Genomic DNA, 15,748 nt, shown 5'->3' on the forward strand with positions numbered 1-15,748 from the left:
TATAAAACAAAAAAGGGGGAAAACAGGGGGAAAAATTAAATCATTATTAAAAAATTATAGTAAAAACTGCTCCCTTATCTTCATTTTTAACTTCAAGTTTTCCATTATTGTTTTTCTCAATAATAGTCTTTGTCATATATAATCCTATACCAATACCGCTTTTAGCGTGCTTTGTACTAAAGTATGGTTCAAAAATTTTATCTATAGGAATAACTTTTATTCCTCCTGCGTTATCCGAAATAAGAATTATTTTGTTTGAATTTTCTGTGAAAGTTTTTACATGTATTTTACCATTTCGTATACCTCTTTGAACAATTACATCTTTAGCATTAACAATGATATTTAAAACCGCTTGAGCCATTTCATTTGGATAACCGTTTAATGTAAAATCATCTTTTATTTCTATATCAAGCTTAATATTATTATTTTTCAGTGAAGCTATTATAAGTTTTTTTATTTTTTCTATAAGATTTGATACAAAAAAATTTCTAAAATCATCTATTGTTTTAGACATAAATGCAATTGCTTCATTTGCTTCTTGTATTTTTAACTTAAATTTTTCTTTTGTAAGATTGTTTCTTTCAGAATGAAGTTCCATACTTATTAGAATTAAAGACAGTTCAGTTAAAGGCTGCCTCCATTGGTGAGCTATATTTCCTATCATTTCACCCATACTGGCTAATTTACTTTGATGAAGTAATATTCTCTCTTTTTCATTTACTTCTCTCTCTTTTTTTAGCCTCTCTTTTATCTCCTTTTCCACTCTAATCTGTAAATTTTTATTTAACTTTTGCAACTCTTTTTGACTATTTACAAGTTTTGTATTTACTTCATCGAGTTGCCTTAAAATGATATCAAAACCATAATTTATAACTACAGCAGTAACTATAATAAATAATATTATTCCTATAACACCTTGTAAAATCGCTTTATTTAATATCATTCTCCAATTGGAAATATCCTGAAAAAAAATGATCTTAAAATCATTTTTTTTATTTATACCTCTTCCTTTAATGATATAAGTCAGATAATCTCTCTTTTTAAACTTAATCTCTTTAAAATTGGATAGTTTCTTATTTTTTATCAATTTTTTAACATAATCGTTTCCATGTAATGAAAAAATGAGGTTTTGCCCGTAACCGTCATAATATATATATGCATCCATATCTATAAGTTTTCTAATTTGAGATAGAAAATATCTGGGATCTATTACAAAAACAACATATCCTATTATATTGGAGTTTTTATCTCTTGCCTCAGACACGGTATGATAAAAAAACTTTCCCTCCCCATACCAAAAGCCGTCATATGGAAATTTTTTACCTTTGATATAAGGAAGTTTTAACTGTGCTTTTTGACCAAAATATGTCAAAAGTTTTCCATTATTATCATAAAAAGCAAAAGTTGTTAAGTATCTGTTCTCTTTTGTTATAATTTTCCATCTTGGAAGACTTAAATCATGCAACGCTTTTATATCTTTTTTTTCAAATGCTTTTTTTATCCCGTAAGAATTTATGTTGGCATATCCTCTTGTCGTATAAAACTTTCTTACTCTTTTTAATATTTCATTATAAACGTGCGTTACTTTTTTAAGCTCCATTTGCTGGTTGGCTTTGGCAAAATTCTTTATATCTATATATCGTATGGAAAAAAATATGACGGACAGGGTAATGATAACGAACAGGACAAGTATAATGGTTTTTGTTTTTACCGATACGGAGCTTGATAAATTTTTAAATTTCAAATATATATCCTATGCTGTATATATTTTTTATATTTTGGGAACCTATCTTTCTTCTAATCTCTTTAACAAGAGATTTGACAGCTTCTTTGCTTGGATATTCATATTCCCAAACATAATTGGAAATTTCATCAAAAGACACAACTTTATTTGCATTTTGAATCAAAAACTCCAAAAGTCTGCTTTCTTTTTTAGATAAGTTTATGTTTTTATTACCATAAGATACTGTTTTTTTTGCAGGATTATAAATACAGCCATTTTTTAATTTTATGTTCATATTGTAATCAACTAGTTCTAAAGCTACTTTTTCCAATGCTTTTAAGAAATTATTTTTATCGAAAGGTTTTATTAAAAATTTTGTAATTTTAAGTTCAATTGCTCTCCACAAATAATTTTGTTCAGTATGAGCAGATAATATAATGACAGGAATTTTTTTATTTTTTTTTCTTATTTTTTTAACAGCATCTAATCCATCCATATTTGGCATACAAATATCAAATATTAAAACATCATAATTTCCAAAACTCATTTCCTCGACAGCTTCTTTGCCATTACAAACAGCTACCACCCTTTCAAAAAATATCTCTAAAATATCAATAACTTTATTTCGTATTCCATCTTCATCTTCCGCATATAAAACTTTTTTATCAGACAATATATTTAATATGTCAATATTATTTATTTTCATCTTTTAGCCCTCTAATGTATAATTTTATTTTTGATATAATTATACATAAAATTTAATAAAGAACTTCTGTATTTCTTTACTAAAAAACATCTTCTTCTGTACAATAAATCATTAAGTAAAATTAATATTTTTTTATAAAACATTAAATAAAACTTAGATGTTTGTTAGCTTTATAATATTCTCAATAAAAATTCCTATACCCATAATAATTGTAAAAACTGCAAAAATAAAACGCAATCTATTCTGATTGATTTTTTTAGCAAAATATGCACCGATAAATCCGCCTAAAGCACCTCCTATTGCAAAAACTGCACTTATATTATAATCAATTTCTCTGCCTTGAATTAAATAACTTAATAATCCAAAAACTCCAAACAAAAATATAATAAACAATGAAGTTGCAATAGCTTCTTTTATTTTTAAATTAGCTCCCATATATAATGCCGGTACAAGTAAAAATCCTCCTCCTACACCAAAAAAACCACTGGCAAAACCGGTTATAAAACCAAGAATTAATATCTTTTTATAATCAATTCCTGTTGTTTTTTTATTTATCTTTTGATTTTTTGGTTTGGTCATTTTAAAACCTATAAAAATCATTAATATTGCAAAACTAATTAAAAGATCAGGTCCTTTTAGAACTTTATTTGCCAATGAACCAAGATATATACTGATAATTCCTGGTGTTGCCATTAAAAATGCTATTTTAAAATTTACAAGAAACTCTTTAATATAAGAAAAAGAAGCAATAAGAGAGGTTATACCTACAGCTATAAGCGAAGTAATAATGGCTAAATGAATATCTTCCCCTACTAAATATACAAGTAAAGGAACAGCAATTATAGACCCTCCTCCACCTGTTAAACCTAAAGCAACTCCTGAGATTAAACCTCCTATTAATGCTAAAATAATATCAGTCATAAAGATTTCTTGATTTTATGCCACTACAAAATAAGTATAACCGGCTTTTCTATAAGCATTAATGGCTTGTAGTCCGCCTTCACTTGCAATTGATGTCCCTTCAGGCAAATCTTTACTATCTAATCCGAGTAAATGCATACTGTTTATACAAAAATTAAAATCTACTCCCTTAGCTGCAAATTCTTCAATTTTTTCTTTTAAATGCCCGTGTGCAAATGCAGGTAACACTGCCCCGCCAACAACTACAACCTTAATATCAACTTCTTCCATATTTGCATGTAACATATTGAATAAATGCACATAATGACTCGGTTCCAATAATTGCATTACCCATTTTTCTTGTTTCATAGTATTATCCTTTTTATGTATATTTTTTTTTATTTTGTTCAAACTTTTTACACTCCTCTTCTTCTTTTGGCAATCCGGTTTCAGGAGATAAACAAGGAGCATGGAATAGATATCCGCTCCACATTCCTTTTATAGTTTTTACAAATATAATTAACCAAAACACCATTAACTGTACGCTTAAAAGCATTCCGAAATATTCAAATGCATTTATGCCTGTTTCTTTCCAAAGTTGAAAAGTTGACGCTGTAAAAACTCCTACCGGGAAAGTAAATCCCCACCATCCCATATTAAAAGGCAGTCCTTCTTTGAAAAACTTTAATGTTATAAACCAAGCCATAAAAAACCACCATAATGCATATCCCCATATTAACAATCCCATAATTAATCCAAAATCGTATAAAAATGAAGATATTCCTTCTAAGCCTGTACCAGCTAATGCACTTTTAGCACTGTTTCCAAGTAATAAAAGTCCAAGTGCACCTGTTCCTAATGGTCCCAACGTCAGCCAGCTGGTAACAGCCATTGCTTTATCAGGAAGTTTATGAGTTGCAAGCCTTAAAAATAAAATCACCAATATTGAAAATGCCAATGGTACAGAAAATGTCCATAAAATGTAACTTAATATAAGCATAGTCTCACCCATAGAATTTGGAAAATATGGAGCCAACATTCCACCTGCAGATGCGGTAACTTCAGAAGCTACAATTGGTAAAAGCCATACAGCTGTCATATTTTCCAATTTATGTTCTTTTTGAACTGTAAACATTAAATAAGGCACTAACCATCCTACACCTACTGCTAAAATAACATCAATCCACCATAAATATAATGCTATATCCAAAGCTTTATCACCCATTATTGGTGGACCAAATATAGCAAATCCTTCTAATATTGGGACTAATGCCATAGGTATAGCTCCTAAAAACATAGATTGAACGGGGTGCTTTAACATAAGAGCAATAGCTTCAGGATATAAAATTATCCTGGCAATCATTAAAAATGAAAACAGTAAAAAGAAAAGAATATCGACTATCCAAAATCCAATACCAATTTGTGTTTGGCCGTAAAATATATTTGTATTTATATTATGTAATGTCAAAAAAGCAATACCGGTACCCATATTAAGAGTAAACCAGTTTGGTGTGAAGTCTCTAATTACTTCTGATAAGCCTTTATTTTGTAAAGGTTTTAAATTCATTTTCATATCCTTTTTTTTGTAATAATATATAAAATTTAATAATTAGTAAAATTAATTAAATTAAATTAAATAATTATTTTTTTTAATAAATAAGATATTTTAATTTTATATTTTAAAAAACAACCTCTACTTTGGTGTCTTTATTTACTTCAGAGCTGATAATAATTTTTCCGTTATAAAATTCAACAATTTTTTTGACAATCGAAAGCCCGAGTCCAAAACCTTCTGTTTTTTTGTTTCTGCTTTTTTCAATTCTGTAAAATTCATCTGTTATTTTTGAAATTTCTTCTTTTTTTATGCCTATTCCTTCATCTTCAACAATAAAATGAATGTTTGAATCTTGGTATAAAGATACATAAATATTTTTATTTTCAGGTGTATATTTAATTGCATTTTCTATAAGGTTTGAAAAAACTACATATATTAAATTTTTATCACCCGTAAAAAGCACTTTTTCAAAATTTTCAATATGAAGTTTTAAATTTTTCTCTTTTAATTTACCCTCAAATCTTTCTAATACCTGCAATAACACATCATCAAGTTCTATTAACTTATTATTTTGATTATTTAAATTTTTTGTAAGTAAAAGTAACGAATTTATTATTTTTTGCAAATTTGAAATTTCATTATTTATTTTTTTTAATGCATTTTTATAATAATCAATATTTCTTTCTTTTCTTAAAGCTAAATCAATTTCACCTTTTATTATTGTCAAAGGAGTTTTAAGTTCATGTGAAACGTCGGAATTAAACCTTTCTATTTTTTTAGCTCCTTCATTTAATCTTTTTATCATTTCATTGAACGCAAGGGCTAAATTTTGAAGTTCTGTATAATTTTTAGGTATAGGCAGAGTTTCATTTAAATTTTGAATAGTGATTTTTTTTGCAAGTTCGGTTGTTTTTTCAACGGGCTCTAATATTTTATTAATCATTTTATTTGCAAAAAACAAAAGAATTATAATTAAAAGAGGGTCTAATACTAAAAGTGTATCTTCTAAATTTTCAACTTTATCAATAATATTCTTTTTTATTAAAATAATTTTATCCTCACCGTTTTTATAGACAAAAACAGCTCTTAATTTTTCTCCCTCATCTATAACTTGAAAAGTTTTATTAAAATCAATATTTTTATCAAAATTTTTGCTTTTAAAAATAATTTTGTTATTTTGATAAATTAAAACTTCAAGATTTGTAAGCTTTTCGTTATAAGAAAAATTTTTTAAGTGATTTTCAATATAAACTGCTTCTTTATAAAGCCTGTTTTTAATTGATTCTTTAATGGATTTATTAAAAAAATATACAGCCAAAAAGCTGAAAATAAAAATAATAATAATTAAAACTGCCCCAAACCATAACAGTATTTTTATTTTTAAAGAATTAAACTTCAAGCCTGTATCCTAAACCTCTGTAATTTTTGATAATATCCCCTACTTTTTTTCTAAGATGATACATTGTAACGGCAATTACATTATTATCAATATATTCTTTTTCTCTCCATAGTTCATCTTTTATTTTTTCATTTGATATATAAGCATTTTTGTTTTTTATCATAAATAAAAGAAGTTCATACTCTTTTGCGGTAAGCTTAATAATTTTATTGTCTTTTTTAACTTCCTTAGTATTTAAATCTATTTCCAAATCTTTAATTTTTAATATATTTTGATATGTTTTTAAATTTCTTCTGATAAGTGCTTCTATTCTGACTAATAATTCTTCAAATTCAAAAGGCTTTGTTAAATAATCATCTGCCCCGCTTTTAAAACCTTTTATTTTATCACTGAGTTCACCTTTAGCAGTAAGCATTAAAATCGGGGTATTTATTTTTTCTTTTCTCAAATGCTCAATTATTTCAATTCCTGACATTTTAGGCAACATCCAGTCTATAATAATCAAATCATAATTATTAATTTCTGCCAAATATTCCCCTTCTTCCCCGTCAAGGGCAAAATCTACTTTTTTACCTTCTTCTTCAAGCCCCCTTTTTAAAAAAGAAACAATTTTTTCATCATCTTCAACCAAAAGAATTTTCATTTTTAGCCTTTTGATATTTATAATAAATAAAAATAATTACTGCTAATATTACCAGTGTAATGGCAGTGATTTCTCTTAAATATTTATGAATAAGCTCCTGGTTTTGACCTATAAAATATCCAAGTCCCACTAAAACCAAAATCCAAATAAGACTTCCTAGTGCTGTAAAAAAACTAAAAATAATTCCGTTCATATTAGCAAGTCCTGCAGGAAAAGAAATATACTGCCTCACACCCGGTATCAGTCTTCCGGAAAAAGTGGAAATATGACCGTGTTTTTCAAAAAAATAATCAAGTTTATTTAGTTTTTCTTTGCTTATGAATTTTTCTAAAAATTTTCTGCCAAACTTACTTGCCAATAAATAATTAAACCACGCTCCGCTGAGCGAGCCTAAAACTCCTGAAATAATAACCAAAAACAGATTCATATCCCCCTTGTAAGCCAGATACCCGGCAGGTATCATAACAACTTCACTTGGAAAGGGAAAAAAAGAGCTCTCTAAAAACATTAATATAAAAATTCCAATATATCCCCAATTTCCGATGGTTGTAACTAAAAAATGAACTATTGCTTCCACATTTTCCTCCAAAAACTTTTAAATTTTTCTTTATAAGGTTTTATAAAAAAAGCAATTTTTTCTTTAAGCTGTTTGAATTTTTCTTTTAATTCTAAAAACAGAGGATTTTTTTCTATCTTTTCATACAGAAAATATCCAAACTGAATAATTTTATATTTCATAAGCCTGTCTTTATTTCTTTTAAAAATATCAACACTCGGAATATAAATAATTATTTTTAAAATATAAAACAGACTTCCTGTAATTACAAAGCCCTTGGCAGCTAAAAAAACACCTATTGTAGCCGAGGTTTCAGCAAGAATTACTATAAATACAAAAGAAAAAAGCAAAACCAAATCATTGCTGTTTTCAATAAATCGCATTATTCTTTCATAAAAATGAAAATTTTTTATAAATAAAAGAAGCTTTTTTGCCGAATTTACAACTACTTCTTCAAATAAAAACCATAAAAAGAAAAAAAGATATTCTAAAAATTTTTTTATTTTCTTAATTTTTAACTCCTAAAATTTTATTCCATATAAACATAGCAATATCATTTAATTTCTGCAGTTTGTCTTTTAATGAATAAATTATTACTGCAGAAATTAATCCTACAAAAAATCCCCCAATTATATCAAAAGGCCAGTGAACACCGACATATACCCTTGCAATTCCACAAAGAAAAGCCATTAAAAAAGCAAAAATTCCTATAATTCTTGTAGATTTGAACATTAAAAGCATAAATGCAATTGAAAAAGTTAGTGTTGCATGGTCTGATGGAAAAGAATTTTCAGGTTTATGATGTATAAGCATAGTACCTAAATGCACCATAAAAGGTCTTGGATGAAAATAAACAAGACTTATAAGCCAATTTATAAAAAGTCCAAGCATTCCTGCATAAAAACCAAACAAAGCTTCGTTTTTTCTTTTACTAAACCATAGATAAATTAAAATAAGTGCAAAAATAAATGGTGTGATTTTAGCACTTAAAATCATAATTTCATCTAACAGATGATTATGTCCCGCCAATGAATTAATATCTAAAAACCACTCTTTGTTAATACCCATTAAATTCCTTTTTTAAGGAATTTTAACGGGGGGAATGAAAAGAAAATGAAAATATATTTTAATTCATAACTAAAACTCTATAATAAAAATATTTTGTCCATTTTCATATCTGTAATCTAATTTCATATTATGAAACTTCAAAATTGAAAAAACTATATACAACCCTAACCCCATTCCGTGATTATGCGTTTTTATATCATTATGAAAGGGATTAAAATAACTTTTTAAAGGTTTTGGAAGTCTATTCCCTTTTGAAATAAACAATAGCCGGTTTTTAACCTGTTTAATAATTATTTTATGGTCTTTTGAATATTTTAAACCGTTATCAATAAGATTCTTTAAAGCCAAAGACAAAAGTTCTATATCTCCTTCTATTTTAGTATTCTCATCTATTGAAACTGTTATATTTTCAATCTCTTTTTTTTCAAGTAGATATACCGAAAAAGCTTTTTCTGATAACTCTTTTAATGTAAAATTAGTTTTATTTAAATGATAATTTTTTGAAATAACCTGTTCCGCTTTTGCAAAATCGTTAATTAAATAATTTAATTTGTCAAATATTTTAATTAAACGTTTTTTCTGTTTTTCATCATTTACCAACTCGCTTACTATTTTTCCTTTTGCAATAGGGGTTTTAAGCTCATGCATTATTGTTCTCAAAAACAGATTGCGCGAATTAAGCAATAACTCTTTTTCTCTTATATTTTTAATTATTAAAAAATATATAAAAATTAATATAATTAAAAACATAAAAAAAACCGCATATAAAAAATAACCCGTTTTTCGTATATTAGAAGGTTTTTGTACACAAATTTCAAAAAAAGGTGTTCTAATAAAAAGATAAATTTTATCTTTATAAAAAAAGAGATTAAAATTTCTTCTGTGAATTTTAAAATTATATTTTTTTAAAAATTTTCTACAATTTTTTACCTGTTTAAATCCAATACTGTTCAATAATTCCAGACTTTCTTTATAATTTAATCTATTCTTGTGTATATATTTTATTATGGGTGTATATCGCCTGATAGTTTTTATATAGTTTTTATGCTTTATCTCTTTTTGAATAAAAAAAAAGCCTGTTGATATAACAATTAAAATTATTATAAAAAAAATATGTAATTTATTTTCTAAAGAAAGATTAATTTTCATTCGCTAAGCCTGTATCCCATACCTCTTATTGAAAAGATATATTTGGGATTTTTTGCATTGTCATTTAATTTTTTTCTAAGTCTTCCTATAATAACATCCAAACTTTTACCGCAAGGGTCGTTTAAAGTTTCACAATTTTCAATGATATATTCTCTTGAGAGTGTGGTGTTTTTGTTTTTAATTAAAACGAGTAATATTTCATATTCCGCATATGTTAAATTCAGTATTTTATCTTTAAATTTTATAATCTGTTTTTTTTCATCGTAATCAAAGAGACTTTTTTTAATAATTTCTTTCTTTTCGCTTCTCCTTAAAAGACTCATGATAACGGCATACATTTCTTTTGGGTCGTACGGTTTTGGAAGATAATAATCAGCTCCTCTCTCCAGCCCCAAAACTTTATCGGCAACATCGCTTCTTGCACTTGAAATAATTATAGGAATATCACTTTTTTTCCTTATTTCTTTACAAACTTCCAAACCGTCCATTCCGGGAAGAGTCAAATCCAAAATCACTAAATCATAATTTGAAAAATTAGTAACAAGGCCCATATAAGGGTCTTGGTAATTTGTTATTTTAATATTGTATTTTTCTAAAAACTCCCCTAAAAATTCTGCAAATTCAGGGTCGTCTTCTATCATTAAAACATTTATCATTTTTATCTGCACTGTTTTAATTTTCTCATTTCAAGCATAAGTTTTAACTGCTCTTTTTGATTATCGTTTAACACGTTATAAATTTTTTCAATAAGTTCTGCATATTGTTTTATTCCATTTTGTTTTTTATTTTCCAAAATCTGAATAAATTTGCTTTTATTAAAAGATGTTTTTGTAAATGCATCACTTACATTTTCACTGTTGCATCTTGCATTTTTTATAATATCTCTTATTTTCGTTCTTTGCTCTTTTGATAAATCGAGTTTCATAACCATTGCTATAACAGAATTGCCTCTTTTATGTTTTTTACCGTCTTTTATATTATGTTTTGGAGGCATCGGTTGCATTTGATTTTGCATACTTTGAGGTCCAAATGCAAAAGCTGATGAGGTAATTAAAGCGGCTGCCAACACTGAAATTAGTTTTTTTGTTTTCATTGAAAACTCCTTTTTATTTTTTTTACAAAAAAATTATAACCCTTTAAAGTAAATAAAAAATAAATAGAAAGTAAATGAAAGTAAACAAGAGAAAAATTATACGTTATAACCGAGTTCCCTTGCCACCCTTTTTATATTCTCAAGCCTTTTCACAATCGGGGGATGAGAAGCAAAAAGTTCTCCTAAAAACCCAACAATTCCAAAAGCTTTCATTTCGGCAGGAAGCGCAACTTTTTCTTTTGGAATTTCACCGAGTTTTGCTAAGGCATAATAAATTCCCTCCGGCCCGTCTATTTTTACTGCCCCGGCATCGGCTTTATATTCCCTGTATCTGCTAAACCACATGGCAATCATTGTGGCAAATATGCTTAAAACCATCTCGAGTGCAAAAGAAATCACCATGTATGTAAAAGGATTTACATTCCCTTCCTCATCTTTAGGTGCAACAATATTTGCTATCAGGCGTGAAATGAAAAATACAATTGAGTTTAAAACACCCTGGACTATCGTCATAGTAACCATATCACCGTTTTTTATATGATTGATTTCGTGTGCTAATACACCTTCAATCTCTTTTGTATCCATCATATCAAATAGACTTGTAGAAACTGCTACTAAAGCATTACTTTTAGAGGGTCCCGTTGCAAATGCATTTGGAGGTCCATCAAATACACCAACTTCCGGCATCGGAATTCCTGCTTTATTTGCTAATTTTGCTACAGTGCTAATTAGCCACTGCTCTGCTTCATTTGAAGGAGATTCAATCACCCTAACACCAGCACTCATTTTAGCAAGCCATTTAGATAGCATTAGTGAAATTATACTACCGCTAAATCCAACAATTACCGCCAAAACTGCGAGTCCGCTCACAGTTCCCGGGTCTAACCTGATATGAAAAACAGCTTCTATGATAAATATTGTTAAATATATTGAAGCCATAACGGCAAGGTTCATAATAATAAGCATTAAAATTGCCATTTCTCCTCCTTAATTTTTTAAATTATACAAAAATTCAGTTAATTTTGAATGATTTTCTAATCATCAAATAATAGATAGTAACTGTAGGAATTGTAACATTTAAAACTGTTACTATTATCATTAAAATTCCAAGCTGCGAATAATCTTGCGGCACTATGACTTTACCGTTTTGAATTACTTCCCTGCTTACGACAAAAATTTGATTCAAATACTTCGTGAGTATTCCCCCAGCCGTTAAAGCTAAATTCATAAGACTTGCCATAAGCGCAAACCATGTTGCCCTTTTCCCTTCGGGTGCATGTATTGCAATCAGTGTCAAAAGGGGTATCATACTAAGCTGATCAAACGGAGATTCAACAGCGGTATCTATAATTGCAACAGTTTTTGGAGCCAATCCCATTGCCTGGGGAATTCCATAATAAAGTCCGATTATAGGTAAAAACAGTATGGTGGTTACAATTGTAAGCCACAAAAGCGTGTAATGGGCAGGTTTTTTAGCAATAAAATCGCTGAAAAGCCACATTCCCAATATTGAAAGTATTGCGCCTATTTGCGCAAGTGTACCAAAAAAAGCCTTATCAAAATGTAATACGTCAATTTCCCACCACTGAAGCCCCGGACCGACACTCGGCATTGCACGGTAAATAAAAATAACAATTGCCGTTTTTATAATAAATTTTCTTTTTATTTCATCTATGTCTTTTAAAACCAGACTCAGCATATAACTTATAACAGCCAAACTTACAATAAAAATAATATCCTGGGAATGTTTAAAAAGAAAAGCCAATACTTTATTATCCCATTTTTGATATTCGGCATATCCCATTAAAACAACAAACACCGCAAAAATAAGCCCCCCGCATAAAATTTTACAGTTAACCGGACTCGGTTTTGCAACATCAAGTTTGACCAATGTAACTCCTGTAACCGAAATTAAAGGTATTAAAAGAGCAATTTCAAACACTTTTTCATAAGGAAGAATCTCGGCAAGCCATCCGCTTAATCCCGCTACCAAAACTGCAGCCAAAGATATTGCAAGCCTTCCTAAAATCTGAACATATGCGAGCTCTTCCTCCACTTTTTCTTCAGGCTGGTTTCTGTCCACAACCTCGGTGCTCATTGTATCCGCCACAACATCCTGAAGGACAAATCCTATAACGCTTAAAAATGAAGCTATAATATACACATTGTCTTTAGAGCTAAATTGTGCCCAGCTGTGATTTCCCGCAAGGCCTATTAACAAAACAGTACCCATTGCAATAAAACCGGCGCCGATATACACATAAGCCCTTCTTTGTGAGCCGAAAATCGAAATACTGTCCACAAGCTGCCCGAAAACCATTTTTATAGTCCAGGGAATACTGAGCCAAACACCAAGGGAAATTAAGGAAGCGGCTGAAAGATGCAGCTGCTCTTTTACCCAGAAAGTTTCGGCAACCCCGCTTATTCCGCTAGCCCCGTATGCAAAATAAACCATAAGCAAAGGAAGATATTTAATTCTAAAATGTCTGATAGGATTTAAAAGGGATTTTTTTATTGCATTTTTAATATTTATCAATATCGGCCTTTTTAAATATAATTATAATAAAAAAGGTTGAAAATGGTTGAAATAATCCAAGGGGATATAATAAATTTCAAAGGTGATTATATAATTGTAATCAGATAATTTTAATCAGATAACCGTTTTTGCCTGTTTTTTTGACCTCGTACATAATTTTATCCGCAGTTTTAATAAAATTTTCAAGTTTTAAATTTTTTGCAGGTTTCCTTACATAAACGGCTCCTATACTTGCTCCTATTTTAAAATTATCTTTTATCTTAATATTGTTGATTTTTTCTAAAAGAATATTTAAAAATTTTTCAAAATATTCAAAATTAGACGGTATTGTAAAAATTAAAAATTCATCCCCTCCCAATCTGCAGTATGCATCGTTTGATCGTAAAAAGGTCTGTTTTACAATATCAGCAACTTTTTTTAATATTTCATCACCATATTTATGCCCAAAAGTGTCATTAATATTTTTAAAACCGTCTAAATCAAAAAAAATTAAAGCGAATGATAATTTTCCTCTTTTAGCAACGGAAAACAATTTTTCCACATCATACATAAATTTATATCTGTTAGGCAGCATGGTTAACATATCATAATGGGCAAGACCGGAAAGTTGCTTAGTGAATTTCAAGCCTATAAAATGATGAATTATAATAATAAACACAACAGACAATTGTATAAAAAAAGAAATTCTGTTATGTGTAAAAACAAAAGCGTTTATTAATAAAACAGTAATTAAAAAAAAGTGTTCGGCAATAATTCTATATTCAGATATTTTTATATTGAAATTCATTGAAAATTTGAGCCCCCTCTTTTTCATAAAATAAAAACAGTATTACCATATTAAAATTAAAATAATATTAAAAATTAAAGTTTATAAAAACAACATTAAAGACTTATTTTAACATAATAATATTACTCTAAATTTTTTATCCCTTCATAAGCGGTTTTTATTATTTTGTCTATTTCCTCTTTTTTTATAATATAAGGCGGCATAAAATATATTACATTTCCAAGAGGTCTGAGTAAAACTCCGTTTTTTAACCCGTATTCATATACTTTAAGGCCCATTCTCCTCTCCCATGGATAATCAATCATTTCTATTGCGCCAATCATCCCGGTCTGACGGATTTCTTTTACATTTTTTAATTTTTTAAATTCCTGCATTCTATCCCATATATATTTGCTTATCATTTCATTGTATTCTAAAATACTCAAATTTTCATTTTTCACTTTACACTTTTCACTTTTAACATCAAATTCCCATTTTTCATCATGGCAACTCTTCAAGTAGCCAGATGAGCAAAGCTCATTTTCCATTTTCCATTTTTCATTTTTCATTATAAGTTCCCATTCTCCATTACTTTCAATCCACTTTCCGTTCTCAAATATATCGAGTGTTGCATTGGCGGCCGCACACCCGAGGGCATTGGCAGTATACGAATGCGAATGTAAAAATGCTTTTAATTCCTGATAGTCACAATAAAAAGCCGAATATATTTTATCGGTAATAAGTACAACGCTTAAAGGCAGATAGCCACCTGTAAGCCCCTTGCTTAAGCACATAAAATCTGGCTTTATCCCGGCCTGCTCACAGGCAAACATGTTCCCGCTTCTTCCAAACCCGACTGCAATTTCATCGGCAATAAAATGAATATTAAATTCTTCACACAGTTTTTTAAGCCCTTTTACAAAAGAAGGAGAATGCATTTTCATATATCCGGCACACTGTATAAGAGGCTCTATAATTAAAGCACTTACTTTTTTATGATATTTTTCAAAAATTATTCTGGCTTTATCTAAAGCTTTTTTAGTTTCCTCTTCGCTTTTGTCTTTCGGAATCGGAACAGTCATGTTTTTTATTAAAATTTCTTTATATGTGTCTTTGTAAAGACCCACATCACCCACACTTAAAGCTCCTATTGTCTCACCGTGATAGGAATTCTCAAGAGAGAAAAAAAGAGGTCTGGTTTTACCTCTGTTTTTCCAGTAATGAAAGCTCATTTTTATGGCAACCTCCACGGCAGAGCTTCCGTTATCGGCATAAAAAACCTTATCAAACCCACTCAGTTTGCAAAGCCTTTCGCTGAGCCTTATGGCCTGGGGATGGGTAAATCCTGCAAAAATTACATGTTCAAGCGTTTCAAGCTGTTTTTGAATTTTTTTGTTAATATAATTATTGCTGTGGCCAAAAAGATTAACCCACCAGCTGCTTATGGCGTCAATATATCTGTTTCCTTCGAAATCCTCCAAATAAACACCCTCACCTTTTTTTATCGGTATTAACGGCAAAAATTCGTGATCTTTCATTTGAGTGCACGGATGCCAGTTGTATTTTAAGTCTTTTTTCATAATTTCTCTGTTTTTCATTAAAAATCCCTTTTTTCGGATGTTTTTTTTTATTATAATATCAAAAAACAAAAGGC

At 28.9% G+C, this 15,748-nt stretch carries 17 protein-coding genes; all 17 read right to left on the bottom strand.

The features are described from left to right. Positions 1–46: 46 nt before the first annotated feature. Complete coding sequence (locus DZ65_RS10275; RefSeq protein ID WP_024786708.1) at positions 47–1,600, bottom strand: ATP-binding protein; 1,554 nt, start codon at positions 1,598–1,600, stop codon at positions 47–49. Positions 1,601–1,733: 133 nt separating this feature from the next. Then, positions 1,734–2,429 (bottom strand): response regulator transcription factor, encoded by a 696-nt coding sequence (locus DZ65_RS0100240; RefSeq protein ID WP_051428137.1) that lies wholly within the window; start codon positions 2,427–2,429, stop codon positions 1,734–1,736. Positions 2,430–2,582: 153 nt separating this feature from the next. Next, entirely contained in the window at positions 2,583–3,350 is a 768-nt protein-coding gene (locus DZ65_RS0100245; RefSeq protein ID WP_024788972.1) for a sulfite exporter TauE/SafE family protein, read from the bottom strand. Positions 3,351–3,365: 15 nt separating this feature from the next. Further along, positions 3,366–3,698, bottom strand: a complete 333-nt coding sequence (locus DZ65_RS0100250; protein WP_162147141.1) for a DsrE family protein — start codon at positions 3,696–3,698, stop codon at positions 3,366–3,368. Between the two features lie 13 nt (positions 3,699–3,711). Beyond that, positions 3,712–4,896, bottom strand: a complete 1,185-nt coding sequence (locus DZ65_RS0100255; RefSeq protein ID WP_201767402.1) for a TDT family transporter — start codon at positions 4,894–4,896, stop codon at positions 3,712–3,714. A 112-nt stretch (positions 4,897–5,008) separates the two neighbouring features. Next, a complete protein-coding gene (locus DZ65_RS0100260; RefSeq protein ID WP_024788973.1) occupies positions 5,009–6,283 on the bottom strand; it encodes a HAMP domain-containing sensor histidine kinase in 1,275 nt (424 codons plus the stop codon). Beyond that, on the bottom strand, positions 6,273–6,926 hold the full coding sequence (locus DZ65_RS0100265) for a response regulator transcription factor (RefSeq protein WP_024786713.1): 654 nt from the start codon (positions 6,924–6,926) through the stop codon (positions 6,273–6,275). Before DZ65_RS0100265 ends, DZ65_RS0100260 begins: the two co-directional genes overlap by 11 nt. Beyond that, positions 6,907–7,503: a DedA family protein gene (locus DZ65_RS0100270; RefSeq protein ID WP_024786714.1), complete on the bottom strand. Its 597-nt coding sequence runs from the start codon at positions 7,501–7,503 to the stop codon at positions 6,907–6,909. Before DZ65_RS0100270 ends, DZ65_RS0100265 begins: the two co-directional genes overlap by 20 nt. Next, positions 7,491–7,865 carry a hypothetical protein gene (locus tag DZ65_RS0100275; RefSeq protein WP_024786715.1) on the bottom strand — a complete coding sequence of 125 codons (375 nt, stop codon included), beginning with the start codon at positions 7,863–7,865 and terminating at the stop codon, positions 7,491–7,493. The genes DZ65_RS0100270 and DZ65_RS0100275 overlap by 13 nt, the downstream gene beginning before the upstream one ends. Positions 7,866–7,989: 124 nt before the next feature. Next, positions 7,990–8,550, bottom strand: a complete 561-nt coding sequence (locus DZ65_RS0100280) for an undecaprenyl-diphosphatase (RefSeq protein WP_024786716.1) — start codon at positions 8,548–8,550, stop codon at positions 7,990–7,992. Between the two features lie 69 nt (positions 8,551–8,619). After that, positions 8,620–9,699, bottom strand: a complete 1,080-nt coding sequence (locus tag DZ65_RS10790; protein ID WP_024791097.1) for an ArsS family sensor histidine kinase — start codon at positions 9,697–9,699, stop codon at positions 8,620–8,622. Next, positions 9,696–10,355, bottom strand: coding sequence for a response regulator transcription factor (locus DZ65_RS0100290; RefSeq protein ID WP_024790475.1), 660 nt, complete (start codon positions 10,353–10,355; stop codon positions 9,696–9,698). The genes DZ65_RS10790 and DZ65_RS0100290 overlap by 4 nt, the downstream gene beginning before the upstream one ends. 2 nt (positions 10,356–10,357) lie before the next feature. After that, complete coding sequence (locus tag DZ65_RS0100295; RefSeq protein WP_024786719.1) at positions 10,358–10,792, bottom strand: Spy/CpxP family protein refolding chaperone; 435 nt, start codon at positions 10,790–10,792, stop codon at positions 10,358–10,360. A 96-nt stretch (positions 10,793–10,888) separates the two neighbouring features. Beyond that, a complete protein-coding gene (htpX, locus tag DZ65_RS0100300) occupies positions 10,889–11,770 on the bottom strand; it encodes a protease HtpX (protein WP_024786720.1) in 882 nt (293 codons plus the stop codon). Between the two features lie 34 nt (positions 11,771–11,804). Continuing rightward, positions 11,805–13,328 carry a hypothetical protein gene (locus DZ65_RS0100305; protein WP_024786721.1) on the bottom strand — a complete coding sequence of 508 codons (1,524 nt, stop codon included), beginning with the start codon at positions 13,326–13,328 and terminating at the stop codon, positions 11,805–11,807. A gap of 100 nt (positions 13,329–13,428) precedes the next feature. Beyond that, positions 13,429–14,115: a GGDEF domain-containing protein gene (locus DZ65_RS09635; RefSeq protein ID WP_024786722.1), complete on the bottom strand. Its 687-nt coding sequence runs from the start codon at positions 14,113–14,115 to the stop codon at positions 13,429–13,431. A gap of 122 nt (positions 14,116–14,237) precedes the next feature. After that, positions 14,238–15,692 carry an adenosylmethionine--8-amino-7-oxononanoate transaminase gene (gene bioA / locus DZ65_RS0100315; protein WP_024786723.1) on the bottom strand — a complete coding sequence of 485 codons (1,455 nt, stop codon included), beginning with the start codon at positions 15,690–15,692 and terminating at the stop codon, positions 14,238–14,240. Positions 15,693–15,748 lie beyond the last annotated feature (56 nt).

This window comes from Lebetimonas sp. JS032 (assembly GCF_000523315.1).
Classification (GTDB): Bacteria; Campylobacterota; Campylobacteria; order Campylobacterales; family Nautiliaceae; genus Lebetimonas.